The 26,603-nt window shown below is 68.3% G+C and carries 24 protein-coding genes and 1 tRNA gene; 6 read left to right on the forward strand and 19 right to left on the reverse strand.

Translation table 11 applies throughout. The features are described from left to right. Nucleotides 1-6: 6 nt before the first annotated feature. Nucleotides 7-753 carry a triose-phosphate isomerase gene (gene tpiA, locus NM961_RS00385; RefSeq protein ID WP_255910178.1) on the reverse strand — a complete coding sequence of 249 codons (747 nt, stop codon included), beginning with the start codon at nt 751-753 and terminating at the stop codon, nt 7-9. A gap of 138 nt (nt 754-891) precedes the next feature. On the opposite strand from tpiA, the gene NM961_RS00390 reads away from it, so the two are divergent. After that, nucleotides 892-1,704: an SDR family NAD(P)-dependent oxidoreductase gene (locus NM961_RS00390; protein ID WP_255910179.1), complete on the forward strand. Its 813-nt coding sequence runs from the start codon at nt 892-894 to the stop codon at nt 1,702-1,704. Between the two features lie 401 nt (nt 1,705-2,105). On the opposite strand, the gene NM961_RS00395 is transcribed toward NM961_RS00390, so the two are convergent. From NM961_RS00395 to NM961_RS00405, 3 genes are all read right to left on the reverse strand, one after another. Beyond that, on the reverse strand, nt 2,106-3,434 hold the full coding sequence (locus NM961_RS00395) for an N-acetylmuramoyl-L-alanine amidase (RefSeq protein WP_343231895.1): 1,329 nt from the start codon (nt 3,432-3,434) through the stop codon (nt 2,106-2,108). A 115-nt stretch (nt 3,435-3,549) separates the two neighbouring features. Then, complete coding sequence (gene tsaE, locus NM961_RS00400; RefSeq protein ID WP_255910181.1) at nt 3,550-4,029, reverse strand: tRNA (adenosine(37)-N6)-threonylcarbamoyltransferase complex ATPase subunit type 1 TsaE; 480 nt, start codon at nt 4,027-4,029, stop codon at nt 3,550-3,552. After that, on the reverse strand, nt 4,022-5,512 hold the full coding sequence (locus tag NM961_RS00405; protein WP_255910183.1) for an NAD(P)H-hydrate dehydratase: 1,491 nt from the start codon (nt 5,510-5,512) through the stop codon (nt 4,022-4,024). The genes tsaE and NM961_RS00405 overlap by 8 nt, the downstream gene beginning before the upstream one ends. A gap of 139 nt (nt 5,513-5,651) precedes the next feature. Here NM961_RS00405 and queG point away from each other — a divergent pair, with 139 nt between their 5' ends. Continuing rightward, nucleotides 5,652-6,716 carry a tRNA epoxyqueuosine(34) reductase QueG gene (queG, locus tag NM961_RS00410; RefSeq protein ID WP_255910185.1) on the forward strand — a complete coding sequence of 355 codons (1,065 nt, stop codon included), beginning with the start codon at nt 5,652-5,654 and terminating at the stop codon, nt 6,714-6,716. A 626-nt stretch (nt 6,717-7,342) separates the two neighbouring features. Then, a complete protein-coding gene (locus NM961_RS00415; RefSeq protein ID WP_255910187.1) occupies nt 7,343-10,093 on the forward strand; it encodes a TonB-dependent receptor plug domain-containing protein in 2,751 nt (916 codons plus the stop codon). Between the two features lie 346 nt (nt 10,094-10,439). Here the strand turns inward: NM961_RS00415 and NM961_RS00420 are convergent, their stop codons facing one another. The 4 genes from NM961_RS00420 to NM961_RS00435 all read right to left on the reverse strand — a co-directional run bounded on the left by NM961_RS00420 (nt 10,440) and on the right by NM961_RS00435 (nt 14,870). After that, a complete protein-coding gene (locus NM961_RS00420; protein WP_255910189.1) occupies nt 10,440-10,682 on the reverse strand; it encodes a hypothetical protein in 243 nt (80 codons plus the stop codon). A gap of 44 nt (nt 10,683-10,726) precedes the next feature. Beyond that, nucleotides 10,727-11,512: an N-formylglutamate deformylase gene (gene hutG / locus NM961_RS00425; protein ID WP_255910192.1), complete on the reverse strand. Its 786-nt coding sequence runs from the start codon at nt 11,510-11,512 to the stop codon at nt 10,727-10,729. Between the two features lie 204 nt (nt 11,513-11,716). Further along, nucleotides 11,717-13,501, reverse strand: coding sequence for a CocE/NonD family hydrolase (locus NM961_RS00430; protein ID WP_255910194.1), 1,785 nt, complete (start codon nt 13,499-13,501; stop codon nt 11,717-11,719). A 112-nt stretch (nt 13,502-13,613) separates the two neighbouring features. After that, nucleotides 13,614-14,870, reverse strand: a complete 1,257-nt coding sequence (locus tag NM961_RS00435; protein ID WP_255910195.1) for an NAD(P)/FAD-dependent oxidoreductase — start codon at nt 14,868-14,870, stop codon at nt 13,614-13,616. An 83-nt stretch (nt 14,871-14,953) separates the two neighbouring features. Here NM961_RS00435 and NM961_RS00440 point away from each other — a divergent pair. After that, nucleotides 14,954-15,030, forward strand: a tRNA-Pro gene (locus NM961_RS00440). A gap of 288 nt (nt 15,031-15,318) precedes the next feature. Continuing rightward, nucleotides 15,319-15,825 carry a methylated-DNA--[protein]-cysteine S-methyltransferase gene (locus NM961_RS00445; protein ID WP_305118967.1) on the forward strand — a complete coding sequence of 169 codons (507 nt, stop codon included), beginning with the start codon at nt 15,319-15,321 and terminating at the stop codon, nt 15,823-15,825. Between the two features lie 382 nt (nt 15,826-16,207). Here NM961_RS00445 and NM961_RS00450 read toward each other — a convergent pair whose 3' ends face one another. The 8 genes from NM961_RS00450 to NM961_RS00485 form a co-directional block, all read right to left on the reverse strand. Beyond that, nucleotides 16,208-16,414: a cold-shock protein gene (locus NM961_RS00450; protein WP_255910196.1), complete on the reverse strand. Its 207-nt coding sequence runs from the start codon at nt 16,412-16,414 to the stop codon at nt 16,208-16,210. 192 nt (nt 16,415-16,606) lie between these two features. Next, entirely contained in the window at nt 16,607-17,353 is a 747-nt protein-coding gene (locus NM961_RS00455; RefSeq protein ID WP_255910197.1) for an S-methyl-5'-thioinosine phosphorylase, read from the reverse strand. Nucleotides 17,354-17,362: 9 nt separating this feature from the next. Continuing rightward, nucleotides 17,363-17,902: a hypoxanthine-guanine phosphoribosyltransferase gene (locus NM961_RS00460; RefSeq protein WP_255910198.1), complete on the reverse strand. Its 540-nt coding sequence runs from the start codon at nt 17,900-17,902 to the stop codon at nt 17,363-17,365. Nucleotides 17,903-17,906: 4 nt separating this feature from the next. Further along, nucleotides 17,907-18,917 (reverse strand): beta-N-acetylhexosaminidase, encoded by a 1,011-nt coding sequence (gene nagZ, locus NM961_RS00465; protein WP_255910199.1) that lies wholly within the window; start codon nt 18,915-18,917, stop codon nt 17,907-17,909. Beyond that, the gene (locus tag NM961_RS00470) at nt 18,918-19,424 is read right to left on the reverse strand and encodes a CYTH domain-containing protein (protein ID WP_305118979.1); all 507 of its coding nucleotides are present in this window, start codon (nt 19,422-19,424) and stop codon (nt 18,918-18,920) included. Between the two features lie 16 nt (nt 19,425-19,440). After that, nucleotides 19,441-20,745, reverse strand: a complete 1,305-nt coding sequence (gene rlmD / locus NM961_RS00475; RefSeq protein ID WP_255910201.1) for a 23S rRNA (uracil(1939)-C(5))-methyltransferase RlmD — start codon at nt 20,743-20,745, stop codon at nt 19,441-19,443. A 67-nt stretch (nt 20,746-20,812) separates the two neighbouring features. Then, nucleotides 20,813-21,406, reverse strand: coding sequence for a YdbL family probable chaperone protein (locus NM961_RS00480; RefSeq protein ID WP_255910203.1), 594 nt, complete (start codon nt 21,404-21,406; stop codon nt 20,813-20,815). Between the two features lie 36 nt (nt 21,407-21,442). After that, nucleotides 21,443-23,443 carry a translocation/assembly module TamB domain-containing protein gene (locus NM961_RS00485; protein ID WP_255910205.1) on the reverse strand — a complete coding sequence of 667 codons (2,001 nt, stop codon included), beginning with the start codon at nt 23,441-23,443 and terminating at the stop codon, nt 21,443-21,445. Between the two features lie 60 nt (nt 23,444-23,503). Here NM961_RS00485 and NM961_RS00490 point away from each other — a divergent pair, with 60 nt between their 5' ends. After that, entirely contained in the window at nt 23,504-24,226 is a 723-nt protein-coding gene (locus NM961_RS00490) for a response regulator (RefSeq protein WP_255910207.1), read from the forward strand. Nucleotides 24,227-24,308: 82 nt separating this feature from the next. Here NM961_RS00490 and recO read toward each other — a convergent pair whose 3' ends face one another. Genes recO through rnc form a run of 3 tightly spaced genes read right to left on the reverse strand, consistent with a single transcriptional unit; the run spans nt 24,309 to nt 26,593 of the window. Next, the gene (gene recO, locus NM961_RS00495) at nt 24,309-25,007 is read right to left on the reverse strand and encodes a DNA repair protein RecO (protein WP_255910208.1); all 699 of its coding nucleotides are present in this window, start codon (nt 25,005-25,007) and stop codon (nt 24,309-24,311) included. Nucleotides 25,008-25,011: 4 nt separating this feature from the next. Then, the gene (era, locus tag NM961_RS00500; protein WP_255910210.1) at nt 25,012-25,935 is read right to left on the reverse strand and encodes a GTPase Era; all 924 of its coding nucleotides are present in this window, start codon (nt 25,933-25,935) and stop codon (nt 25,012-25,014) included. Beyond that, on the reverse strand, nt 25,925-26,593 hold the full coding sequence (gene rnc, locus NM961_RS00505; protein WP_255910211.1) for a ribonuclease III: 669 nt from the start codon (nt 26,591-26,593) through the stop codon (nt 25,925-25,927). Before rnc ends, era begins: the two co-directional genes overlap by 11 nt. Nucleotides 26,594-26,603: the final 10 nt, after the last annotated feature.

A 26,603-nucleotide genomic window follows, 5' to 3' on the forward strand; every position in this document is an offset into this window, starting at 1 on the left:
ACGCGGTCAGCGCGCCGCCTCACAAATCTTGAGGAAATCGGCGGCAACCAGCGAGGCGCCTCCGATCAGTCCACCGTCCACGTCTGCCTGGGCAAAAAGCTCGGCGGCGTTGGCCGGTTTGACACTGCCACCATAGAGTATGCGTAGCGAGTCCGCGATTGTAGCATCGTGTTCACGCAGTTGGCTACGAATAAAGGCGTGCACTTCCTGGGCCTGCGCCGCGCTGGCGGTACGGCCGGTGCCGATGGCCCAGACCGGTTCATAGGCGACCACGGCGCGGCTGAATGCGCCGATGCCGCTGCGCTGCAGCACAGCCTGGACCTGGGCTGCGACCACGGTTTCAGTCTCACCCGCTTCGCGCTGCTCCAGGGTCTCGCCGACACACAGCACCGGCACCAGGCCGGCGGCCTGGGCGCGGGCGAACTTGGCTGCGACGATTTCATTGGATTCGGCGTGGTACTGGCGGCGCTCCGAATGCCCGACCAGGGTATGGGTGCAGCCGGCGTCGGCGGCCATGGCGGCGGCAATCTCGCCGGTATAGGCCCCCTGCTCGTGCGCGCTTACATCCTGTACGCCGAAGCCGATGCCCTGCCCCGCATGTGCCGCGGCCAGCGCAGCCACCTGGATGGCCGGCGGAAACACCGCCACCTCGACCTGCTGCGGCAGCTGCGCCAGGATTGCGCGCACCAGCTCCGCCGCGCTCGCGGCGCTGCCGTGCATCTTCCAGTTTCCTGCTACGAGCTTGCGTCGCATGGGGCCAGGTCCGCAAAAAGGGGCGCAGGATAGCGATGCGACCTCGGCGGCGCAATGCGCCATTGATCGCGGCCCGGCACTCGGGTTGAATCCCCTGCCTCGGCCGAGCCCGGCAGCCCTTCACCCAAGGATTTTCGCATGACCGACGCATCCCGCTGGGCCCTGGTCACCGGCGCCTCCGCCGGCATCGGCGCCGCCTTCGCCCGCGAACTGGCCGCCCGCGGCCATCACCTGGTCCTGACCGCCCGGCGCGAAGACCGTCTGCAGTCCCTGGCCGGAGAACTGCGCCAGCGCCATGGCGTACGCTGCGAAGTCGCCGCTGCCGACCTGGCCGATCCCGCCGCCATCGACGCCCTTTGCAACGAGCTGGGCCGCCGCAGCCTGAACATCGATGTGCTGGTCAATAACGCCGGCTACGGCGTGCCCGGTCACTACCTGGCCCAGCCCTGGACCCGCCACGCCGAATTCCTGCAGGTACTGGTCACCGCCCCCTGCGAACTCGCCTACCGCCTGCTGCCTGGCATGCAGCAGCGCCGCTACGGCCGCATCCTCAATATCGCCTCCCTGGCCGGCCATGTTCCTGGCTCCGCCGGGCACACCATGTATGCCGCCTCCAAGGCCTTCCTGATCAAGTTCTCCCAGTCCCTGGCGCTGGAAAACCAGCAGTACGGCATCAAGGTCTGCGCCGTCTGCCCCGGCTTCACCTGGTCCGAGTTCCACGACGTGGTCGGCTCGCGCGAGTCGGTCAACAAGATGCCCAAGTGGATGTGGATGAGCGCCGAAGAAGTCGCCCGCGAAGGCGTGGATGCGACCGAGCGCGGCGAGATCGTGCATGTGACCGGCAAGGTCAACCGCGCGATCAAGGCACTGATCAAGCTGCTGCCGGACCGGATGGGCTTGAATATCGTGCAGCGGAGGTCGAAGGACTTTCGGGTGCAGGAACCGAAGTAAAAAGCCGCCGCTCGCCGGCGCGCGACGGACTTCATATGTCGGGCAGCGTCGCGAAAACTTGAACGTTGAGGAAACTGATACGTTTCCCCCTCACCCACTCCTCTTCCCCAAGCGCAGGCCGCGCTTGGGGAAGAGGGCTTTTAGGATGAGGATCCGTAAGCGCTCAGCCATCATTACAGCTACGCGACAGCTGCGATCGCCAGCGCCTGCCGTTGCCGGTGATTGTGCCTGGCTTCGGCTGTCGCTTCCGCGCACGGGGATGTGCGCCGCTCTGCGGCTATCAATCAATCTCGCACTAGCCCAACAGCGCACGCAAAGCCCAAAAACCATCCCCCAAACGACTCGGGCGCCGCAAAGGCGCCCAAATCATCCAATCCTCCGCGCCCCACGCGCCAACCAACTCACCCCTGCGGCGGAATGTCCAGCACATCCCCCACCCTGACCCCGCCATCCCCCGACAGCCGGTTCGCCTCGCGCAACGCACTCAGCGAAACCCCGTGCCGCATGGCAATCCCGGACAGGGTCTCGCCGCGCACCACGACATGCTCGGAACGGCCGCGCCTGCCGGAGGTATTGGCCGCGAACCAGGTCCCCGGCGGCGGCGTCTGGGTGAAGTAGGTCTTGATGCCGTCGACCACCGCCGCCGCCAGCTTGGCGCGGTGCTCCGGATCGGTCAGGCGCTTTTCCTCGGCCGGGTTGGTAATGAAGGCCGTCTCCACCAGGATCGAAGGTACGTCCGGCGAGCGCAGTACGACAAAATTGGCTTTTTCCACATGGCCGCGGTGCGTGGGGCCGATCTTGCCCAGGGCCTTGAGCACGATCTGCGCGATCGCCGCACTGGCTTCCATGGTCGCGCCCTGGGACAGATCTAGCAGCACGGCGGCCAGGGTATTGTCCTTGTCGTCCAGCGAGACGCCGCCGACCAGATCGGAGGCGTTTTCCTTGGCCGCCAGCCAGCGCGCGGCTTCGCTGGTGGCGCCGCGCGGCGACAGCACCCAGACCGAGGCGCCGCGTGCGCCACAGGCGCCCGGGCAGGCATCGGCGTGGATGGAGACGAACAGGTCGGCCTTGGCTTCGCGTGCTTTCTTGTAGCGGTTTTCCAGCTGGATGAAGTAATCGCCGTCGCGCACCAGGAAGGCTTTCATGCCAGGCTGGGCATCGACCATGCGGGCGAGTTCGCGCGCCACATTCAGCGTGATGGTTTTCTCATGCGTACCCGAGGCGCCGATCGCGCCCGGGTCGTCGCCGCCATGGCCGGCGTCGATCGCGACGATGACCTTGCGGCCGTCGGCCGGCACCACGTCCTCGACCGTCTTGACCACTTCGCGCGTGGCCTTGTTGGCCTTGGGGAACAGGTCGATCACCAGGCGGTGGCCGAACTTGTCCGCCGGCGGCAGCAGGAAGCTTTTCGGACGCACGCCCTGGGGCAGATCGAATACCACGCGCAGATCGCTCTTGCCCTGCTTGCCCAGGCGCACGGTGCCGAGCAGGCCCTTGGCCGCGGGCGCGATCACGCCGGGATCGAGACTGGTGTTCTTGATGTCGAGCACGATGCGGTCGGGATTGGCCAGCTCGAACAATTTGTATTCCAGCGGGCCGGAAACATCGAACACGGCGCGGGTGGAATCGGGGCTGGCCCAGACGCGCAGCCCCTTGACCTGAGCGGCCTGCGCCGAAGCCGTGGCGAGCCCTGCAGCCAGCAGGACGAAAGCGGCGCGCAACAATGTCACGGGAACTCCCCACATGGCTGCGGATTCAACCCCAGCCGGCCAAGTAATTCAAGCATTTTCCGTTGCAAAACACTGGTCTGTACGTGGTTTTTACGATTGCGGGCAGAAACCTGCTTCAAGCAACGGAAGGGCTGGCGCTTATGCCGGCCAGCCAGGCCTCGCCGCGGGGACTGCAGGCCTGCGCCTGCAGGCGGCGGCCGGGTTCGGCATGAGCCAGGCTCAGGCGCAGGTCGGCGGCCGGCAACGCCTCCCCGCCGCGCTCGGGCCATTCGACCAGGACCAGGCTGCTCTCGGCCTGCAGCTCGTCCAGCCCCAGCCATTCCAGCTCGCCGGGATCGGCGATGCGGTAGAGATCCAGATGATGGATCGCGAGGCCGGGAATGCGATAGGACTCGATCAGGGCGTAGGTCGGGCTCTTGATGCGCCCGCTCACGCCCAGCGCGCCGATCAGGGCCCGGGCGAAGGTGGTCTTGCCGGCACCGAGGTCGCCGTGCAGATGGATCACACCGCCCTGCTCCAGTAGCGGCGCCAGACGCCGGGCGAGCGCGGCGACGGCCGCTTCGTCGGGCAGGTACAGCTCGAAGGTCTCAGCCATGCGCCGCTCCCGCCAGCACCTGGCGCAACGGCTGGAACATATCGCCGGCCAGCAAGCCGCGCGCGCCGCCGGCGGCGGCCAGATCGCCGGCGCGGGCATGCGCAGCCACGCCCAGCCGCGCCGCATCCCAGCCGCTCAGCCCCTGGGCCAGCAGCGCGGCGATGGCGCCGGTCAGCACATCGCCCATGCCCGCGGTGGCCATGGCCGGATTGCCCCAGGGACAGACCGCGACCGGCATTGCGCCGTCGGCGGCCGCGACCAGCGAGCCGGCGCCCTTGAGCACGACCGTCGCATGGTAGCGCTCGGCAATCGCCTGCACGGCGGCATAGCGATTGGCCTGGATGCTGGCGGTATCGCTGTCGAGCAGGCGCGCCGCTTCCGCCGGATGCGGCGTCAGCACCGTGGTCGCAGCGAAGCGGCGCGGCTGGCGCGCCAGCAGGTTCAGCGCATCGGCATCCAGCACGGCCGTTTTTTCGCTGGCCAGCGCGCGATGCCACAGCGCATGGCCCCAGGAGCGTGCGCCCAGGCCAGGCCCCAGCGCGAGCACGTCGGCACGCTGCAGCAACGCATCGAGTTCCTGCTGGCCGGCCACGGCGCGTACCATCAGCTCCGGCCGCGCCGCCAGCAATGCGCTCACGTGTTCGGCCTGGGTAGCGATGCTGACCAGGCCGGCGCCGCAGCGCAGCGCGGCTTCGCCAGCGAGGCGGATGGCACCGCCCATGCCCAGGTCGCCGCCGACGGCGAGTACATGACCGAAGCGCCCCTTGTGCACGTCGCGCGGTCGCGGCGGCAATACCTGCAGCAGCTGCGGCCATTGCAACAGGCTGGCGCCGGCGCTTTCTTCCTCGAAGATGGAACCCGGCAAATCCAGCGTGGCAAGTTCGCAGTCGCCGCAGGCATCCAGCCCCGCGCCGCTGTGCTGGCCGCGCTTCCAGCCGATGAAGCTCACCGTCGCCGTGGCCTCGACGCAGCGGCCCAGGCGCGCGCCCGTGTCGGCGCAGAGGCCCGAGGGCAGATCCAGCGCCAGGACCGGCGCAGCGGCCGCGTTGAGCGCATCCACCAGCTGCGCCGCGGCGCCGTCCAGGGCGCGGTCCAGGCCTATGCCGAACAGTGCGTCGACGTAGAGATCGGCCGCGGGCAGCGTGCCGGAAAATCCCTGCACCGGACCGCCGGCAACCTGCCAGCTTTCCGCCGCGGCCTGGGCATCGGCGTCGCGCGGCGCGGCCAGCGCGATCACGCTGACATCGCGCCCGGCCTGGCGCGCCAGGCGCGCGAGCAGATAGCCGTCGCCGCCGTTCTTGCCCACGCCGCAGCAGACCACGATGTGCTGCGCGCGCGGCCAGCGCCGCTCCAGCACGGCAAACGCGGCGGCGGCGGCGCGGCGCATCAGGTCGAAACCGTGCAGACCGGTGGCCGCGAGCGCGCAGGCGTCGATGCGGCGCATCTGCGCGGCGGTGTAGAGCAGGGAGGCGGGTGTATCCATGCGCGGGATTATTGACCGGAGGCGGCGCGCTTGTATCGCCCGGCGCGGCCGGGATCGGCGTCGTCCACGCAGCAACGGCCTACAATGCCCGTCCACGGCCGCCAGGCTGTTCCGCCCGCGCCCGCCGACGCCACGCTCCATGGACTACGCCGAACTCGCCAACACCATACGCCGCTGGGGTACCGAGCTGGGCTTCCAGCAGTTGGGCATCGCCGGTACCGACCTGGGCGAGGACGAGACTCATCTGCTCAACTGGCTCGACGCCGGCCACCACGGCGAGATGGACTACATGCAGCGCCACGGCACCAAGCGCAGCCGGCCGCAGGAACTGCAGCCGGGAACGCTGCGCGTGATCTCGGTGCGCATGGATTACGCGCCGCCGGGCATTGCCAACGGCTGGGACGTGCTGCAGGACGCACAACGGGGCTACGTCGCGCGCTACGCCCTGGGCCGGGACTATCACAAGCTGATGCGCAACCGCCTGCAGCAGCTGGCCGACCGCATCGCGGCGCAGACCGGGCCGTTCGGCTACCGCGCCTTCGTCGATTCCGCGCCGGTGCTGGAACGCGCGATCGCACGCAACGCCGGCCTGGGCTGGATAGGCAAGCACAGCTGCCTGATCAACCGCAGCGCGGGTTCCTGGTTCTTCCTGGGCGAGCTTTACACCGACCTGCCGTTGCCGGCCGACGCGCCCGCCAGCGCGCACTGCGGCCGCTGTACGCGCTGCATCGACATCTGCCCTACCCGCGCCATCGTCGCGCCCTATCAGGTCGATGCGCGGCGCTGCATTTCCTATCTCACCATTGAATTGCACGGCGGGATTCCGCTGGAATTCCGCCGCGCCATCGGCAACCGCATCTACGGCTGCGACGACTGCCAGCTGATCTGCCCCTGGAACAAATTCGCCCAGGCCAGCGCCGAAGCGGATTTCGCGCCGCGCCACCGGCTGGACGGCGCCGGGCTGGTGGAGCTGTTCGACTGGAGCGAAGAAGAATTCCTGCGCCGCACCGAAGGCTCGGCCATACGCCGCATCGGCCATGAACGCTGGCTGCGCAATATCGCCGTGGCGCTGGGCAATGCACCGGCCACGCCGGAAATCATGGCGGCGCTGCAGCGCCGCGCGGTGCATCCTTCGGAGCTGGTGCGCGAGCATGTGCGGTGGGCGTTGGAGGAGCAGGCGCGGCGTGCGGGTGGAGAGGTTTGAGGTTAGGGTTTGGATTCGGGATTCGGGACTCGCAGTGAGTGCGCGGCAGAATCCGGAGTTTCTGGCAAGTGAAATTTGCCGGATTTCATCCAGAAAAAGCGGAAAGCTCCCTCTCCCCCAAGCTCGCTAGGGGAGAGGGCCGGGATGAGGGGGGCAACGACCAACGCGCCTCGCCCTTTGGATTTTCGTCGAAACCTTCAACACGCGAAGCGCTGGCGAAAACCGGATTCCCCGCGACCGAAGCGCCGCCCTCATCCAACCCTCGCCCCCAAGCGCGTAAGCGCGCTTGGGGGCGAGGGTTTTTCCGCTGCGGCGATTTTGCCGGGCGTAATTCGCCCACCGGCACGATTTCCCGGCGCCCGGCCGCTAACCCGGTACGCGCACGCTGCCCGGAAATTCCTCACCGCCGCAGAACCCGGCGCGCAACTCCCGCAACGCGCCGTATCGCCCAAACATCCGGACAACTCCGCCGATCTCCAGCATCCATGCGCCCTGCCGCCCCGTCGCCCGCGCCGTGGCCGCGGCCAAGGTAATAAGCCCGTCCCCAATCCTCATGCCCCTACGGTTGCGGACCGGCGCCCGCGGATGCGAAGGTTCAGCTTTCCGCCATCTCCCGGTAATGCCGTATGCGATCTTTTGCTTTGCCCACATTTGTCCCCCGTCTGCTGAGCCTGGCCATACTCGGCGCGCTGACCTTGCCGGTGCTGGCGCAGCAGGCGCCGCCGCCGGGCGAGGAAAACACCGAGAAGCTCGAAGCCATCACGGTCACCGGCTCGCGCATTCCGCGCGCGGATATCGAAGGGCCGGCGCCGGTCACCGTGATCGAGGCGGGCAATATCGACACCGGCGGCTACCGCAGCGTGTTCGACATCGTCAGCGCAATCTCGCAGAACACCGGCATCGTCCAGGGCGAGGATTTCGGCAGCACCTTCACCCCGGCGGCGAACGTGATCAACCTGCGCGGCCTGGGCCCCAACCACACGCTGGTGCTGGTCAACGGCCGCCGCGTCGCCGACTATCCCGTCGCCTACAACGGCTCGGTCAGCGCGGTGGACCTGGCCAATATCCCCAGCGTGATGATCGACCGCATCGAGATCCTCAGCGGCAGCGCCTCGGCCATCTACGGCTCGGATGCGATCGCCGGCGTGGTCAACATCATCCTGAAGAAAAAGCATGAAGGCCTGGATCTGTCGGTCAAGGTCGGCGGTACCCAGCAGGGCGGCGGCGCCAACCAGCGCGTGCAGCTGATCGGCGGCATCGACCGCGGTGATTTCAGCGGCGTGTTCGGCCTGGAACTGACCCGACGCGATCCCATCCGCTACGGCGACCGCGCCGTGTCGCGCAGTTATTCGCGCTACGCGCCCGGCGACCTGCCCGGCGCCATCTTCGCGCTGCGCGATCCGGCCAGCGGCGACTACTACGACCTGCCGGGCCAGGGCTGCGCCGGCGTGTCCCATCTGCTCGGCGGCACGGTGCGCGCGTACCAGAACCCGCGCTTCGACGGCAGCTACTGCAGCAGCGACCAGTACTACGGCAACCGCACCATGCAGACCGCGAAGGACATCGCCACCGCCTACGCCAGCCTGAACTACGCGCTGAGCGACAGCACCGAGCTGTTCGGCGACTTCATGTTCGGCTTCTCCGATATCGAGAACAACGTACGCGCGACCAGCTGGTCGGCGCCGGGCGGCGCGTTCTGGAACGAGTCCACCGGCCGCCTGGAAAACTGGAGCCGCGTGCTGACGCCGGAGGAAATGGGCGGCCGCGACGCCAACAACAGCAGCTATCTGCAGCGCGCCAGCAATGCCACCTTCGGCGTCCGCGGCCAGCTGGGCACGGACTGGAGCTACGAGCTGGCTGCAAACCGCTCCGACTATGTCAGCGACCAGGGCCGCGTGCGCCTCCTCGCCGGCATCACCGAGTTCTTCCTCGGCCGGCCCACCGGCACGCATGAATACGAAGGCAGCGAATTCGACGCCTACAACGCCGATCCCAACCGCCTGATCACGCCGCTGAAGCCCGAGGAATTCCGCCGCCTCAGCCGCAAATCGGTCGAGCGCGACAAGGCCTGGACCGAGGACCTGAGCTTCAGCTTCAACGGCGAGCTGTTCGAGCTGCCCGCCGGCGCACTGGGCGTGGCCGGCGTGGTCGAAGCCGGCCGCCAGGGCTTCCGCAACACGCCGGATTCGCGCATCAACGCCGGCGACTACTGGAATACCGCCGAAGCCACCGTCGAAGGCGGCAAGCGCAACCGCTACGCCGCCGGCGTGGAAATCAACGCGCCGATCCTGAGCCGTCTGACCGCCAGTGCGGCGGCGCGCTACGACCGCTACAGCTATTCCGGCCAGTCCATAGGCAAGAGCACCTACAACTTCGGCCTGGAATACCGCCCCATCGACAGCCTGCTGCTGCGCGGCAGCCAGGCCACCTCGTTCCGGGCGCCGGACATGAACTACCTGTTCGCCAAGAGCACCCGGGGCTATTTCCCCAGCGTCACCGACTACTACCAGTGCCGCCTGCAGGACCAGCCGTACAACAGCTGCGACGTCTTCTACAACATGAACTTCGCCTCCAGCGGCAACACCGGCCTCAAGCCGGAGCGCGGGCGCTCGTTCACCTATGGCTTCGTCTGGTCGCCGACGGCCGATTTCGATTTCCAGGCCGACTACTACCGCATCCGCATCAGCGACCAGGTGACCAACCTGGACGAGGACCAGATCCTGCGCACCGAGGCCGACTGCCGCCTGGGCCGCTCGCCGTCGGGTTCCGTGGTCGACCCGAACTCGACCCTCTGCCGCGACGCGCTGGCCCGCGTGGTGCGCAATCCGGCCACAGCGCCGGTGAATCCGAACAACGTGACCAATATCCTGGTCAATCCGATCAACTCGGCCAGCGAGCGCACCTCGGGCATCGACATCAGCGCGAACTACCGCTGGACGATAGACGGCGTCGGCAAGTTCCAGGCGCGCGCCGCCTTCACCCGCGTGCTGGAACACAAGTACCAGCAGTTCCCGGGCGACCCGACCTATGACTATCTCAACGACCTGAGCTACCAGTCGGACTGGCGCAAGAAGACCCACGCCTCGCTGTCCTGGCAGAACGGCCCGTGGAGCGCGACCGTCGACGGCACGCACTACGGCGAGATTCCGTACAACGACTATTCCGGCCTGCGCGGCACCTACACGCTGTACAACGGCAGCGTGGGTTACTCCTTCGGCGAGAAGGCCGATGTGCTGGTCGCGGTGAACAACCTGCGCAACTCCACGCCCTGGGACAAGACCGGCGGCTGGCCGAACTACTCCATAGGCTGGTATGACGCTTATGGACGCCAGTGGTGGGTGCAGTTCAACTACCGGTTTGGTGCCGGACGGGACTGATCTGCCGGGAGTTGGCAGGTGACAGAAGCCCTCTGCCTCAAGCGCGTTTACGCGCCTGAGGCAGAGGGCTGGGTGAGTGGGAAATGCCACCGGGCGACGAAGCCGGTTTTCGCCCAATGCTTTCTTGCTGAAAGAGCTGGCGAAAATTCAAGCGCAGAGGCGTGTTTGGCGTTGCCCCCTCGCCCCAACCCTCTTCCCCGGCGCAGCCGGGGGGAGAGGGGATTTTCCGCTTTTCTCCACTATGTCGCGGCAACGCCACTTGCCGAGAGAATCGCGATCGCAGCGCAAGCCTGCGGCGAATCCGGAAAATCCCGAATCTCAAATCCCGAATCCTGAATCCCAGCCCTCAGCGATCATCTCTCTCGCGCCTGTCCTGCTTCTTGTCGCGCGAATCGCCGGACTGCTGCTGTTGTTGCGGCGGCTGGGGTTTCTTTTCCTCCTGCCGCGGGCGGTCGTTCTGCGGGTTCTTGATGCGGCCGCCCAGGCCCGTGGGCTGCTGGCCGGAATTTCCGGGTGCCTGGGGTTCCAGGGCAAAGCTGGACGAAGCGGCAAAAGCGAGAAGTACGGCGGCGACTCTGGTGATGCGCATGACGATTCCCCGGCGGCTGCGGTCCAGCCTCGCACCCTACTCCGCTAGGCGGCGACTTCCAAGGCGGCCTGGAGCAGGCGCCGGATCAGCGCGGCCGTAGCCCCGGCGCGGGCGGGCGCGTAGGCGAAGCTGTTCTCGTCCATGTAGTTGAGCTGGGCCAGTTCCAGCTGCACCGCATCCACGCCTTCGGCGGGCCGGCCGTAGTGGCGCGTGATATGACCGCCCTTGAAGCGGCCGTTGACGACGAAGCTGTATTCGTTCTGGCCGGCCAGCACGGATTCCAGGCGCGCCTGCAGCGCCGGGCTGCAGCTGGCGCCGGCGGCGGTGCCGATGTTGAAATCCGGCAGGCGCCCTTCAAACAGGAACGGCACCACGCTGCGGATGGAATGCCCCTCCCACAGCAATGCGCGGCCGTGCCCGGCGCGCAGGCGGTCCAGCTCCGCGCGCAGGGCGCCGTGATAAGGCTGCCAGTAAGTCTGCACGCGCTGGGCGATTTCGGCCGCATCCGGCTCCATGCCGGCAAGGTAGACCGGTTCGCCGCTGAACTGCACCGTGGGGCACAGGCCGGTGGTGTTCTGTCCCGGATACAGCGACACATCATCCGGCGGCCGGTTGAGGTCGACCACGTAGCGCGAATAGCGCGGCACCAGGATGGATGCGCCCAGCTCGCGCGCGAAATCGTACAGCCGGCTCACGTGCCAGTCGGTGTCCGGAACGCGCTGCGCCGTATCCGTCAGCCGCTGCGCAAAGCCCGGCGGCAGTTCGCTGCCGTCGTGCGGCAGCGAGATCAGCAGCGGCGCGCTGCCCTGGTGCAAGGTGAAGGTGGTCATGTGAATTCCGAAGAAATCCAGAAGTGATCTCCGGAAACGCGAAACGCGACGTTTCCGGTTCCCGGGACAGGCGAGTTGCTGTACGGAGCGGCCCAGTCAAAGCGAAGCGGCAGCCATTCTTTGCGGCCGCTACCAAGGACATACGCCGTCTTCTATCAGGCCAGACTATGCGCGGTGGCGACGCCTCCCGCCACCACCGCCGCCTCACTTGGCGCCCACACCTATGGGCACATACAGCGCGCTGGGATGCTGCGCATCGTGCAGCAGGCGCACCTTGACCGTACGCGCATCCTTGCCGCTTTCCTGCGCCACCACACCGCCACTGTTGTAGTTCTTCTGCATGTTGAAATGGTTGATGGGACCGATCACCAGACGGATACGGCTGCCCTGCTTGAGCTGGCGCGAGATGAAGGTGAAGCGGTTGAACTCGTAGCGCTCGGCCTTGCCCGGCACGACCGGCCTGGCCGTGCGCAGGCTTTCGCGGTAGCGCGCACGCAGCACGTCGGAAGTCAGCAGCACGCTGCCGCCGTCGGGCCCTATCGCGTAGATGTCGACACCGAAATCGGTATCGGGCTGGTCCAGCTCCAGCCAGGCGCTGAGGCGGAAGAAGCCGGTGACTTCGGTGTCCTTCTCCAGTGGCGCACTGTGATAGATCAGCTGCTTGCCGTTGCGGCGCAGGACTGCGCTCTGATCGATCAGTTCGCTGCTGCTGTCGCTGGCGTCGCCGGCCGCGGAGCTGACGTCCAGCGGATCGTAGACGTAGCTGTCGCTGCCGGCGCGCTTGCCGCGCGCATCCGTTTCCAGCCGCCCCGAGGCATAGACATCGTTGGCGCGGCCATTGTCGGAAGCCAGGAACAGCGGCCGATGCTCGGCCGTCGCCGCTTCCAGCGTCGGCGCGTAGCGCCACTGGTCCGGCCCCATTACGTAATAGGCCACGCGGTCCTTGAGGAAGGACGGCTTGGCGCCGTTCTTCATGGTCCAGTCGTACCACTCGCGGTGCAGCGCATTCATGTCGAGCAGGCTGGCCTGGCCCATCTTCAGGCCGGCGTATTCGGCCTGCGGCGTGCGCGTGCCGGCATGATCCCAGGGGCCGATGATGAGGAAATGCTTGTCGCGCGCCGCCGGCGTCGCAGCCTGCTGATGCTGGCCGTAGAAAGCGAGCGCGCCGGGCTGGTCGCCGTCGTAGTGGCCGGTGATGGTCAGTATGGGCAGATCCAGCGCGGCCATCTGCGCCGGGCTGAGGTTCATGCTGTCCCAGTAGTCGTCCTGCTGCGGGTGCGAGATCCATTCCTGGAAGATGGGCGAAGGATTGCCCACGTGCGCATCCAGCGCCGCGAATGGCTTGTGCGCTTCGTACAGGCTGCGGAACAGGCCGGTCCACAGGGGGCTGTCGCCGAACAGCGTGTCCTGGGCGAGCTTGCCGCTGACCAGGGTGAGCCAGCGCATGTCGTAGGGATAGAAGATGTTGTTGCGCATGGGGTAGTCCAGCCCCGGCTGCACCGCCGCGACCGGCACTATCGTGGCCAGATGCGGCGGTTTTTCCCGCGCGGTGGCCCATTGGTCGTAACCGGCGTAGGAGCCGCCCCACATGGTCACCTTGCCATTGCAGTAACTTTGCCCGGCCATCCACTCGATCACGTCGTGGCCGTCCTGGCCCTCCTGCAGGAACGGCCGGAAATCGCCGCCGGAGTTGCCGCGGCCGCGCACGTCGATGGTGGCGAACACGTAGCCGTTGGCGGCGAAGTACATGCCGCGCTCGTGGTAGCTCTGCGCCATGTACGGCGTCATCGTCACCACGCAAGGCAAGGGATCTTTCTGGCCCTGGGGCCGGTACAGCGTAGCCTGCAGCTGCACGCCGTCGCGCAGCGGGATCTTCACGCCCCATTGCAGTTCCACCGCCGTCGGCGCAGGTGCCGCGGCCAACGGCAGCGCCCCCGTCAGGGTCAGGCCCAGGGCCAGTGCCGCTTTGCAAAACAGGTTCGGCTTCATGATGCCTCGCTGGAAAGGAAAATGTTGCGGACCGCGGAAGCGGCGGAAGTACCGGTCATCGGCCGATGTTTCCCGGACGACCGTCCCGCAGCCGGAGACAGGAGGATGCTTCTCACAGGCGAAAACGTTGCGGACTGAAGGGACGCGGATCCAGCGTGGTCGATCCGCCGGCCAGCAGTTCCGCCAGCAGCTGGCCGCTGGCCAGCGACATGCTCACGCCGAGCATGCCGTGGCCGGTGGCAAGGCTGAGATTCTTCCAGCGCGCGCTGCGGCCCAGTATCGGCATGTCGTCCCAGGTCATGGGCCGCCAGCCATACCATTCCTCCAGCAATTGCGGGCCTTCCGGCTCGTGCAGGTAGCGCGCTGCGCCGCGGCGCAGCGCGTCCAGGCGCAGGCGGTTGAGGCGCGTGTCGTAGCCGGCGAATTCCATGGTGCTGCCCAGGCGATAGCCGTCGTCCCAGGCGGTGACGCAGACGCTGTCTTCCTTGAGCACCAGCGGAATGCGGTTGCACAGCGCCGGCCGCGTATAGGTGATGGAATAGCCCTTGCCCGGCTGCAGCGGAATGCGCAGGCCCAGGCGCCGTCCCAGCTGCGGCGACCAGGCGCCCAGCGCCAGCACCACTTCCGCCGCGCGATGCGTGCCGTGGCGGGTCTTCAGGCCGGCGATGCGTTCGCCTTCGACGAGGAAATCCTGTACCTCGCACTGTTCCACGATCACGCCACCGGCGGCGCGGACCAGACGCGCCAGCTCTGCGACATAACGGTCCGGCCGCAGCTGCGCATCGCCTGGGTGGAAGATCCCGCCGATCACGCTGTCCAGCAGGCAGGGCTCGGCCGCATGCAGCTGGGCCTTGCTGCGCTCCTGCACCGCCACGCCGACTTCGCGCAGGCTCTGCGCATGCCAGGCGAACTCGTCCAGCGCGCGCTGTTCGCGGAATACGTACAGGGTGCCGTTGGCGGCGTAGCCGCAGTCCAGTGCCTCGCGCTCGACCAGATCGCCGATCAATGCGCGGGAATGGGTGAGTATCGCCGCCTTGGCGCGGTTGGCCGCATGGAAGTCGGTCCAATTGCAGCGCCCGGCGAAACGCAGCATCCAGCCCAGCAGTTCGAGGTCGGGCCGCGGCGCCACATGGAAGGGCGCATCGCGCTGCCACATCATGCGCAGCGCCTTGGCCGGCATGCCCGGCATGGCCAGCGGCGCAGCATGGCTAGGTGTGAGCGTGCCGCAGTTGCCGTGAGAAGCGCCGGCCCCGGCCGTGGCCCGCTCCAGCAAAGTGACGCTGCGCCCCTGCTGCAGCAGATACCAGGCGCAGGAAAGGCCGATCACACCGGCCCCGAGGATCAGGACATCAGGCTTGGATTCAGACATTCCCCGATCCTAGCGATTTTCACGTTTCCTGCCATCCAGGTATTGCCAAGCCCCGTTTCGGTCATTAAGATGCGCAGCTCCCTCGGGGTGTAGCTCAGCCTGGTAGAGCGCTACGTTCGGGACGTAGAAGTCGCAGGTTCAAATCCTGTCTCCCCGACCAATCTTTGGTCAGCAAAGGCCCGCCCCGTGCGGGCCTTTGTCGTTCGTGGCGCCATGATGCTGCTGCGGCTGAAGCTGCCGGCCAGCGCGGCGACGGTGTCTGCGGCAGCCGAGTGGCGCGACGGCGCAGTCGGATCGCAGCCGATCACGCTGCCAAGCCCGCACGGCCCCGCCGCCGCCGGCACCAGCCCGCCTCCATGAGACTTCCGCATCGCGGCATACTGCGCATCCCGGCGGAACGTCGCGGCGCGAACGGCCGCGCGGGCTGGCCCTGCCACGGAGTGCGCGTTTGTCCTACTTCCTCAAGTTCATGTCCTCGCCCCTGGGCAAGCTGCAGCTGGTCGCCAGCGAGCGCGGCCTGGCCGCCGTGCTGTGGCCGCAGGAAGATGGCAGCCGCGTGCGGCTGGGACCGTTCCTGCCGGACCGCGGCAGTGCGGTGCTGGCGGAAACGGAACGCCAGCTCGACAGTTACTTCAAGGGCACGCTGCGCCGTTTCTCGCTGCCGCTGGATTTCCACGGCACGCCGTTCCAGCAGCGCGTATGGCAGGCACTGCTCGGCATTCCCTGGGGCGAGACGCGCAGCTACGGCCAGCTCGCGCGGGAACTGGGCTGTCCCGCGGCTTCGCGCGCGGTCGGCGCGGCCAACGGCCGCAATCCAATCTCGATCATCGCGCCTTGCCATCGCGTGCTCGGCGCCGATGGCAAGCTGACCGGCTTCGCTGGCGGACTCGCCGCCAAGCAGTATCTGCTGCGGATGGAACGGGGAGAGACGCCGGAGGCGATTGCCGCGGCCTGAGCGGCACGGCAGTCGGCGCGCCTTGGGGTTCGCCCGCCGCGCGCGGATGTCCGCGGTTGCCGGCGCGGCGGTGCCATTGTGTTTGTCTACGGTCTTTCCTTCCTCGAATGCGTCGGCTATCGCCCGGCCTTGCGCGCGTGCACGGACGGGGCGAGGTATCGATGCCACGGCAGGAGAAAGGGGGACTGACGCAGCGCGCGTCCGACCGCAATGACGGATGCAGCGGAACAGTCCGGAACGCCAGCGGCTGCCCTGCCGACGCGGCGCACGCCAGTACCGGCAGCAGCGCCGGCCTCTTCACATCCATGAAAAATAAAAATTGAACAAATAAAAAAGGCCCCGACTCGGCGGGGCCTTTTTTCCGGCAGACCGCAGCCTTGCCTTACTGAACCGGCGTCACCGCCGAGGCCTGGGCGCCCTTGGGTCCCTGACTGACGACGAAGCTGACGCGCTGGCCTTCCTGCAGACTGCGGAAGCCTTTGGCCGCAATCGCCGAAAAATGCACGAACACGTCCGAACCGCCGCCCTCGGGTGCGATGAAGCCGAAACCCTTGGCGTCGTTGAACCACTTTACCGTACCGAACTGCATGACTTCCCCTCAACATGACTGGACGAAATGCGCGGCAGACTTCTCCCCCGAGTCGGTGCGCCGCGCGTGTACGAGTATACTCAGGCGCGGCGCAAGTGCGAGAGGGTGGGAAAAGCCCGCGGCGTGAGCCAGATCACGCTACGGCAGGCGGGAAAACCCGGGATGCCGGGTTTTCCCTCAGCCGGCTTCGGCTCAGTCCGCCTGCAGCAGGGCAGTCACCAAGCGCGGCACCAGGGCGGTCGCTTCGCGCAGGTTGGCGAAGATCTCGTCCAGGCTGATCTCGGCCTCGTCGCCGCAGCCGGCGCCCCAGTTGGCGATCAGGGCAATGCAGGCGTAGTCCAGTTCCAGTTCCCGCGCCAGCGCGGCCTCGGGCATGCCGGTCATGCCAACCAGGTCGCAGCCGTCGCGGCGCATGCGCGCAATTTCGGCGCGGGTCTCCAGCCGCGGCCCCTGGGTGGCGCCGTAGCAGCCGCCGTCGACCACCGCCACGCCGGCACTCGCCGCCGCGGCCAGCAGCGCGGCGCGCAGGCCGGCCGAATACGGCTCGCTGAAATCCACATGCTTTACTTCAGCGCCGTCGACATCGCAGAAGCTGGTGTAGCGGCCGTGGGTGTAGTCGATGATCTGGTCGGGAATCGCTACCACGCGCGGGCCCATGTCCGCGCGTATGCCGCCTACTGCATTGACGCCGATCACCCGGCGCGCGCCCAGGCTGTGCAGCGCCCAGACGTTGGCGCGGTAGTTGACCCGGTGCGGCGGAACGCTGTGGCCTTCGCCGTGGCGCGCAAGGAAGGCCACCGGCCGGCCGGCCAGTTCGCCGCGCACCACCGGCGCGGAGGTGGCGCCATACGGCGTTTCCACACTCTGCCTTGTGACATTTTCCAGACCGGGAAACTGATACAGCCCGGTGCCGCCGATGATGGCCAGGTCCAGTGCCATGGTCGCTCCTCAGATCGCGTAGATGGCCGGCAGGTTGCGGCCCTGTTCGTAGTAGTCCATGCCGTGGCCGAACACGTAGCGGTCGGGCACTTCCACGCCGCAGTAGTCGGCCTTGATGCCGGGCACGCAGCGGCCGTGGCGCTTCTCGCACAGCACCGCGACGATGACCCGGCGCGCACCGCGGTCCAGGCAGAAATCGCGGATCGCCTTGAGCGTCTTGCCTTCGTCGAGAATGTCGTCGGCCAGCACCACGGTGCGTCCGGCCAGGGCGGCGGCCGGCTGGCGCAGCCAGTGCAGCTCCGAACCGCTGGTGGCGCCGCGGTAGCGCGTGGCGTGGATGTAGTCGAATTCCATGTCGCTCTTCATCGCCAGGGCAAGCTTGGCCGCGAACGGCAGGCCGCCGTGCATCACGGTGATGAAGACGGCGTGCTCGCCCTGGATTTCCTGGTCGATCTCAGCGGCCATGCGCTGTATCGCGGCGTCCAGCACCGGCAGATCGTGGATCAGGTCGGCGCGCGACAGCGCCTCGGACAGACTGGGTCGGTTCATGGGTTCACTCAGCAGGGGCATCGAGCGCGGCCAGGCGTTCGATGAAACGGGTTCGTTGCGGATTGTCCAGCAGGGACTGCCAGGTCGAGGCGACCATGCCGCGCAATGCGGCCAGACGCTGCGGCGGACACGGCGTGCGGCCGCGCACGGCAGCAAGGGAATCGGCCACCAGGGCCGGGCTGCAGACCAGCACCAGATCGCAGCCGGCATCCAGGTGCGCGGCGATGCGCGCGCCGACGCCGCCGGCGGATTCGGCCGCGGCCATGCCGATGTCATCGGAAAACACCACGCCGCGGAAACCCAGCTCGCCGCGCAGCAGGTCTTCTATCCAGACGCGCGAATAGCCGGCCGGCACCGCGTCGACCAGCGGATAGGTGACATGGGCCAGCATCACCGCCTCGGCGCCGGCGTCGATGGCGTCGGCGAAGGCGACCAGGTCGGAGGCGCGCAGGTCTTCCAGCGGGCGCGTGTCCACGGCCGCGTCGAAATGCGTGTCTTCCAGCACCGAGCCATGGCCGGGGAAATGTTTCAGCGTCGCCGCCATGCCGCCCAGGCGCATGCCGCGCAGATAGGCCTGGCCGAGGATGGAAACCACCTGCGGATCGGTATGGAAGGCGCGCTCGCCGATGGCGCGGTTGCCGCGCTTGAGGTCGATCACCGGCGCGAAGCTCAGGTCCACGTCCAGCGCACGCATCTCCACGGCCATGACCCAGGCGTGCTCTTCGGCCAGGGCGACGGCGCGCGCCGGGTCGGCGTCGTAGACCTCGCCCAGGCGGGCCAGCGCCGGCAGGCGGGTGAAGCCTTCGCGGAAGCGCTGCACCGGGCCGCCTTCCTGGTCCACGCAGATCAGGAACTCATCCGCCCGCACCGCGCGGATTTCCTCGATCAGCGCACTGACCTGCTCGCGCGATTCAAAATTGCGGCGGAAAAGAATCACGCCGCTGACCTCGGGCGCCGCGATCCAGCCGCGCTCGCCCTCGCCCAGCTGCTTGCCCGCGATTCCGATAACCAGCATTCAGTCCAGTCCTTCCCGCTGCGCCGCGGTCCAGGCGGCGTACGGATATCCGATCAGGTTGAGATTGTAGTAGCGCGCCTTGTCGCTCACCTCGGCGCCGAGCCAGTCCGGCCGCTCGAAGGCTTCGTCGACGGCGTCGAGTTCCAGTTCGGCCACGACCAGGCCGTCGTTGGCGCCGAAAAATTCGTCGATCTCGAATTCGTGGCCGGCGTGCGCAACGTAGTGGCGGATCTTTTCCACCACGCCGTCGCAGAGCCGGCTCAGCATGGCCTCGGCATCGGCCAGCGGCACCTCGTATTCGTATTCCTGCCGCGCCACGCCCAGAGTGGACGACTTGATGTTGAGCCAGGCGCGCTCGCCGCCGATGCGCACGCGCACCGAGCTTTTCGCCGCGCCGCTGGTGACCGCCGCGGCGCTGACCAGATAGCCCTGCACCAGGCGCTCGGAACGCGACACCTGGGCGCGCCAGGCGTCCGAGGCGAGCAGGAATTTGCGTTCGATCTCCATGCCCACGGCGTTCTCCTCAGCGCTCGAACAATGCAATGGATTCCACATGTGCCGTATGCGGGAACATGTCCATGACGCCGGCCGCCTTGAGCTTGAAGCCGTGCCTGTCGACCAGGATGCCCGCGTCGCGCGCCAGCGAGGCCGGATGGCAGGACACGTAGACGACGCGGCCGCAGTCCTTCTTCGGCAGATAGTCGAATACGGCCGCGGCGCCGGAACGCGGCGGATCCAGCAGGATCTTGTCGAAGCGCTGGCGCGCCCAGGGTGTGTCGCGCTGATCTTCGAGCAGATTGGCGACGTGGTATTCCACGTTGGCGATGCCGTTGCGCTCGGCGTTTTCCTTGGCCCGCTGCACCAGGCCGTGCTCGCCTTCGACGCCGACCACGTGCGCGCTGCGCCGCGCCAGCGGGAAGGTGAAATTGCCCAGGCCGCAGAACAGGTCCAGCACGCGCTCGGCGGGCTGCGGATCGAGCAGGGCCAGGGCGTGGCCGATCATGGCCTCGTTCATGGCCGAATTGACCTGGATGAAGTCCAGCGGGCGGAATTCCAGTTCGACATCGGCCGCATCGATGCGGAAGGCCAGGCGCGGCTGCTCCGGCCACAAAGGATGCACGCTGTCGTTGCCGCCGGGTTGCAGATAGATGGCAAGACCGTGCGCCTGGCCGAAGGCGATGAGCGCGGTGCGGTCGCCGTCGCTGAGCGGCTGCAGGTGGCGGAAGATCAGCGCGGTGGTGTCGTCGCCGGCGGCAATCTCGATCTGCGGGATCTCGCGCACGCCCTGCAGGCCGCCGACCAGTTGAGCGATCGCCTCGATGCGCTCGCCCACGCCGGGCGTGAGCACTTCGCAGCGGGTCAGATCGGCCACGTAGCGCCCGTTTTCCTCGCGGAAGCCGACCAGGGCCCTGCCCTTCTTGTCGACATACTTGACCGAGAGCCGGCCCTTGCGCCGGTAGCCCCACACCGCGGAGGTCAGCGGCTCCAGCCAGCGCTTGGGCGTGACATGGCCTATGCGTTCAAAGTTCTCCGCCAGCACGCGCTGCTTGGCGGCGATCTGCGCCGCCGGCGCCAGATGCTGCAGCGCGCAGCCGCCGCAAAGACCGAAATGCGGACAGCGCGGCTCCACCCGGTCGGGACTGGCGCTGAGCACGGCATCGACCTGGGCATCGTCGTAATGGCGGTGGCGCTGGGTGATGCGCGCGGCGACACGCTCGCCGGCCAGGGCGCCGCGCACGAATACGGCCTTGCCTTCATGGTGGGCGACGCCGCGGCCGTCGTGGGAAAGATCGGTGATGTCCAGTTCCAGCGTGATCGGGGCTTTCATGACGACGGCGCCCGGGATGCGGGCATCCCGGGCGCCTGTACTCCAGATGAGGTGGGCTGAGGGCGCGTCAGCGTTGCTTCCAGGCGCCCGTGGCGTCCTGATGATACCAGCCGGGACGCGCCTGCTGGATCCACTGGGCGGCAAAGGTGCTCTGGATCTGGCCTTCCCACTCCGGATGGCCGTTGGCGTTGGCGATTTCGCGGTAGACCGCCTTGCGGTCGCGATTCTCGTCGGCCACGGCCTGATTCAGTGCGGCGCGCTCGGCCAGCGGCACGGCCGAGGCATCGCGCAGGGCGACTAGGCCATCCCTCGTCAGGCCTACCGTGCCGGCGGCCAGGGCCTTGGTCAGAACTCCGTCGAAACGCTGCTTCATGCGCGCCTGGATCTCGCGCACGGCCGGGGTCTGGATATTCAGATCCGGCTCGGCCGCGTGCGCCGGGCTGATCAGCAGATCCAGCGGGTTGAAGCCGGACTGCGAAGCCTGCGGCTCGCGCGCGGGCGGCGGCGGGTTGTCGCGGGCCGCGGCGTCGCCGATCACATTGCCGATGAACTGTTCGGCCGCCTTCTCCGCCGCCGCGGCGGGGAAATAGACATTGATCGTGACGCAGGCCGACACCAGGGCCAGGCAGAAACCCAGCAGCATCAGGCGGAACTGGCGCATCGGTGATCTCCTCGGGTGCAGTGACGTTGGACGGGTTCAGTTGATGACGGGTGCAGTGCCGCTGGCGGCGGCCTTGAGGCGGTCGACCAGGACCGCCCAGTCCACTTCGGACTGGTGGCCGACGATCTGTATGCGCGGCAGGCCGCGCCCTTCGACCAGAGTGTAGCGGGCGCCGTCGCTGTCCAGCCCGCGCATCTGGCAGACCGCGTTGCGCAGGCGGCAGCCTATGCCCAGACGCGAATAGCCGAAGGTGTCGAACAGGCGCAGCATGCTGGCCTGCAGGCCCGCGGCAATGCCGCCGCCGCCGACCGAGGAAATGGTCTTGACCGCGCGCTGGCTGATGCGGCCACCGTCCAGTGCCTTGAATTCGGCATCGAAGGCCACCGGCGCCCAGTCGACCAGGCGCAGCTCGCGCACCTGGCCGGACAGGCGGCCGGAAATCTCGCCGATATCGAAGGTGCCGGTGACCAGGCTCAGATCCAGCCCGCTGAAGGCGATGTCGGCGCTGAGCGAGGGCATGACGCCAAAGGGCCGCTCCAGCGCCAGGCCCGTCACGTTCAAGGTGCCGTCGAACACGTTGAGCATCAGGCCGCCGGCCATGTCCAGGCGCTGGTCGGCGTAGCGCAACTGCGGCACCGCGCCGCCGAGCTTGCCGCCAAAGCGCGGCCAGCCCAAGGCCTTGGACAGCGCCGCCAGTTCCACATCGTGCACGGCCACACCGGCCTGCAGGCGCTCGCCGCTGGCAGCAGCCGGATGCAGTTGCAGATTGAGCAGGTCCAGCGCACCGCCGAGCAGCGGGATGCGCGCCGGCGCGGCCAGGGCAAGTACGCCATCACGGCTGCTCCAGCGGCTGCTGGCCGCACCCAGCGGCAGCGAATACAGCGCGGCGGACTGCCAGCCGAGCTGGCCGCCGGGCGCCTCGCCTTCGCGCGCCCATTCCAGTTCGCCGGCGAGCCCTTTTACCTCCACGCCGCGGCCAGTCTCGGCCAGGGCGACGTCTTCCAGGCGCAACGCGGCGCCGGCGATGCCGCTGGCGTCGAAGCGGGCGCGGCCGCGCAGGCGCCCGCTGCTGGAGAGTCCGGCCCAGCCGGCGGCGCCGAGCAGGCCTTGCAGGTAGCGCTGCTGCGCGGCGGGCAGGCGCAGGTCGATGCTGTCCAGGGAGAAATTCTGCAGCGCCGGCGAGCGCGACGGCGCGAAGCGGGCGGAACCGTTGAGTTCGAGTACGGCGGGATCGGTATAGGCAAGCTGATCCAGACGATAGGCGTCGCCCTCGGGAGCGAGGCGGAAGCCGAGCCGGGTACCGTGATCGGCCAGCTTGGCGTGGAAGCTGCCCAGCAGCACTTCGCCGCCGCTGAGCTGGCCGTCGTGGGCCAGGCTCCAGCCCTTGGCCGAACTGCGCAAGTCCAGCTTGCCGGCCAGACCGACATCGGCCGCGGCATAGGTGCCAGCCGTGGTGTCGAAGCCGGCACCGCGCAGGCTGTAGTCCACGCGCAGCGGCGCGGCGTTGCCGGCGGGCAGTTCCGCATCCAGGGCGAGCTGGCCGTCAACCCGGCTCAGCGCCGGCCAGGCCTGGCGCAGGTAGCTGTCCAGCCAGGCCAGCGGCAGCTGGCGCAACTGCAACTGCCAGCGCCGCTCCTGGCCCGCCTGGGCCAGTTGCAGACGGGCCGGCGCGCGTTCCAGCTCCAGGCGCAGGCGGCCCTGTTCCAGATTGGCGACGAAGCCCGCCTGCAATGGCGCCGGCGCAGCGCCTGCCGAAGCCTGCCCCGCGCAGCGCCAGCCGCCGGCATCGGCCTGCAGCGGACAGGCGGCGGCCAGCGCCTCGACCTTGAGGCCGGCTTCGGGCCACTCCAGCCTGGCGGCGCGCAGGCGCAGGCTTTCGCCGTCCTCGGCCTCCGGAAAAAAATCCACTTCAATGCCTTGTACGCTTATCCCATACGCCTGCAGCGAATCCAGCCGCAGCTTGAGGCCGGCGGCCGCGGCCGGCAGACTGAGGCTGAGGACGGATACGATGAAAACGGCTGACAGCAATCGGCGCATGCGGGGGGACCGTGAAGACGGCGCCGATTGTGGCCACAGCCGGCTGAACGGAAAAGAGCCATGCACCTGCTGATCGCCGACGACAATCCGCTGAGCCTGCAATTCCTGCGCGATGCCGCGCAACAGCTGGGCCATTCCTGCGCCGAGGCCGCCGACGGCGAAGCCGCGCTGCGCCGCGCCCAGGCCGAACGATTCGACGTGCTGCTGCTGGATCTGCGCATGCCCGGCCTGGGCGGCCTGGCCGTGCTGCAGCAGCTGCGCGCCAGCGCCCGGGCGGCCTCGCGCGAGGCGCGCGCCCTGGCGACAACGGCTGAACCGGATGCGGCCCTGCGCACCACGCTGCAGGCAGCCGGCTTCGACGGCGTACTGGCCAAGCCGCTGGATATCGCCGCGTTGCAGCGCGCGCTCAGCCCGGCCGGGGTCGCCGAGCCGGCCGCGCCGTATGCACTGCCCGCAGCTGCCGAAGCGATGGCCCTGCTGGACGATGCCCTCGCCCTGCGCAATCTCGGCAGCGCCGACAGCATGCACGCGCTGCGCCGGCTGTTCCGGCTGGAACTGGAGGCGCTGCCGGGGGAAATCGCCGCCGCACTGGCACACGGCGACACCGCCGTACTGACCGAACGCCTGCACAAGCTCTGCGCTTCGGCCAGCTTCTGCGGCGCACCGCGGCTGGACCAGGCCTGCCGCACCCTGCGCCGGCATATCGATGGCGGCGGTGCGTTGAGCGCGCAGGAGCTGCGTACGTTGCTGGATGCGGCAGAGGCTACGCTGCAGGCGCTTTGAAGCCGGGATCGGAGGACTGGGCGTTGAGTATCGGATGCCCGGAACCCGCAGCGCCGAATCCCCGATACCAAATTCCGGCTCCTCAGCCGGCCAACATCGCCCACGACCGCAGTTCCCCGCCGCCCAGCTGATGCCGGATCAGCGCACGCATCAGCCGGCGCAGGCTGGCCAGGTCTTCCGCCGCGGGCATTTCGTCCTGGGCCAGGGCGAGCAGGGCGCTGCCGCGCAGGCGCAGCGCGCCAGGCTGGCCGGCATAGACGACGGCGCCGTGCTCAGGCAGGTAGATGTAGTCGCGCTGCGGATCGAGTTCCTCGCCGCTGTCGGCCTCGACCTCGCAGACCAGGCCGTAGCCGGTCTCCGCCAGCAGATCGCGCTCGAAGCGGCGCAGGGTCCAGGCCCGCGCGGCCGCACCGGCCAGTGCGTGCAGGGTCGATTCGTAGGCGTCGAACAGTTCCGGCAGGGCATCGTGGCGCGGCAACAGGCGCGCGACCAGTTCGTTGACGTACATGGCGCAGACCAGGGCTTCGCCGCTGAGCAGCGGCGGCTGGGCGCGCGCCTCCACCGCGACCAGCGTGGCCAGTTCGCCCTGCCCGCTCCAGCCCAGGCTCAGCGGCGCCAGCGGCTGCAGCAGCGCGCGCGGCTGGCGCGAACGCTCGCGCCGCGCGCCGCGCGCAACCAGGCCGATGCGGCCGTGGTCGCGGCTGAAGGCTTCTAGCAACAGGCTGGTTTCGCGATACGGCCGCGCGTGCAGGATCCAGCCGGGCTGCTCGTCTACCCGCACGGGCTCAGCCGTCGTAGCCGAACCGCTTCAGCGCTGCTTCGTCGTCGGACCAGTTCTCGCGCACGCGCACCCACAGGCGCAGGAACACGCGCCGCTCGAACAGGCGTTCCATGGCCAGGCGCGCGGCGGTGCCGACTTCCTTCAGGCGCGCGCCGGCGGCGCCGATGACGATGGCTTTCTGCCCGGCGCGCTCGACCCAGATCACCGCGCCTATCTCCGAAACGCCGTCCTCGCGCTCGCCGAACTGCTCGATTTCCACCGTGCAGGAATACGGCAGCTCCTGGCCCAGCTGGCGCATCAGCTGCTCGCGCACCAGCTCGGCGGCGAGAAAGCGCTCGCTGCGGTCGGTGATCTCGTCCTCGCCGTAGACCGGCGGCGCCAGCGGCAGGCGCGCGACGATCTCGCGCTCCAGCTCCTTCAGGCCGTCGGCGCGGCGCGCGGAAACCAGCAGCACCGCGGCGTAGTCGCGCCCCTGAGTGGTCTGGGCGATGAAGGGCAGCAGCTGGCTGCGGTCCTTGACCGCGTCGACCTTGTTGATCGCCAGCAGCACCGGCTTGCCGGCGGCGCGCAGGGCCTGCCACACGCGCTCGTCCTCGTCGTTCCAGCGGCCGGCCTCGATCACGTGGATCAGCACATCGACCTCGTCGATGGCGCCGCGCGCGGCGCGGTTGAGCTGGCGGTTGATCGCGCGCTTGGCCTCGGCATGCATGCCGGGCGTATCGACGAACAGAATCTGCGCGCCCGGACGGGTGGCGATGCCGAGGATGCGGTGGCGCGTAGTCTGCGGCTTGGGGCTGACGATGCTGACGCGGAAGCCGACCAGCGCGTTCTGCAGAGTGGACTTGCCCACGTTGGGCCGGCCCAGCAGCGCGACCAGGCCGCAGCGGTGATCGGCCGGATGATCGGCGGGAGGAGTTTCAACGCTCATTGGCCAGCAATTCCTTGATGTGGTCCAGCGCCTGCTGCGCGGCGATCTGCTCGGCGGCGCGGCGGCTGGAACCGTGGCCGCCCAGGCGCAGCGGCGGCTGTTCGATCACGCAGGCGACTTCGAAGACCTTGGCGTGATCGTCGCCGCTGCTGCTGACCAGTTCGTACACCGGCAGCGCGAGTCCGCGCCCCTGCAGCAGTTCCTGCAGCCGGGTCTTGGCATCTTTTTCGGGCGCGCGCAGCTGGCGCGCGCGTTCGGTGAACAGGGAACGCACGCAGTCGCGGCAGGCCTCCCAGCCGGCGTCCAGGTAGACCGCAGCAACCAGAGCCTCGAACGCATCGGCGAGTATGGATTCGCGCCGGTGGCCGCCGCTCTTGAGTTCGCCCGGCCCCAGACGCAGGGCCTCGCCCAGTTCCAGCGCCCGCGCAACTTCGGCCAGGGCGCTGCCGCTGACCAGTTGGGCGCGCATGCGCGTCAGCTCGCCCTCGTCGGCGCGAGGATGGGACTCGAACAACAGTTCGGCCACCAGCATGCCGACCAGCGAATCGCCGAGGAATTCCAGGCGTTCGTTGTTCGGCCTGCCGGCGCTGCGATGCGTCAGGGCCTGCTGATACAGGCCCGGATCGCGGAAAACGTGCGGGAAGCGGAGTCTGGACAAGAGTCTGGGC

This window comes from Tahibacter harae, from assembly GCF_024437735.1.
In the GTDB taxonomy this organism is placed as follows: domain Bacteria; phylum Pseudomonadota; class Gammaproteobacteria; order Xanthomonadales; family Rhodanobacteraceae; genus Tahibacter; species Tahibacter harae.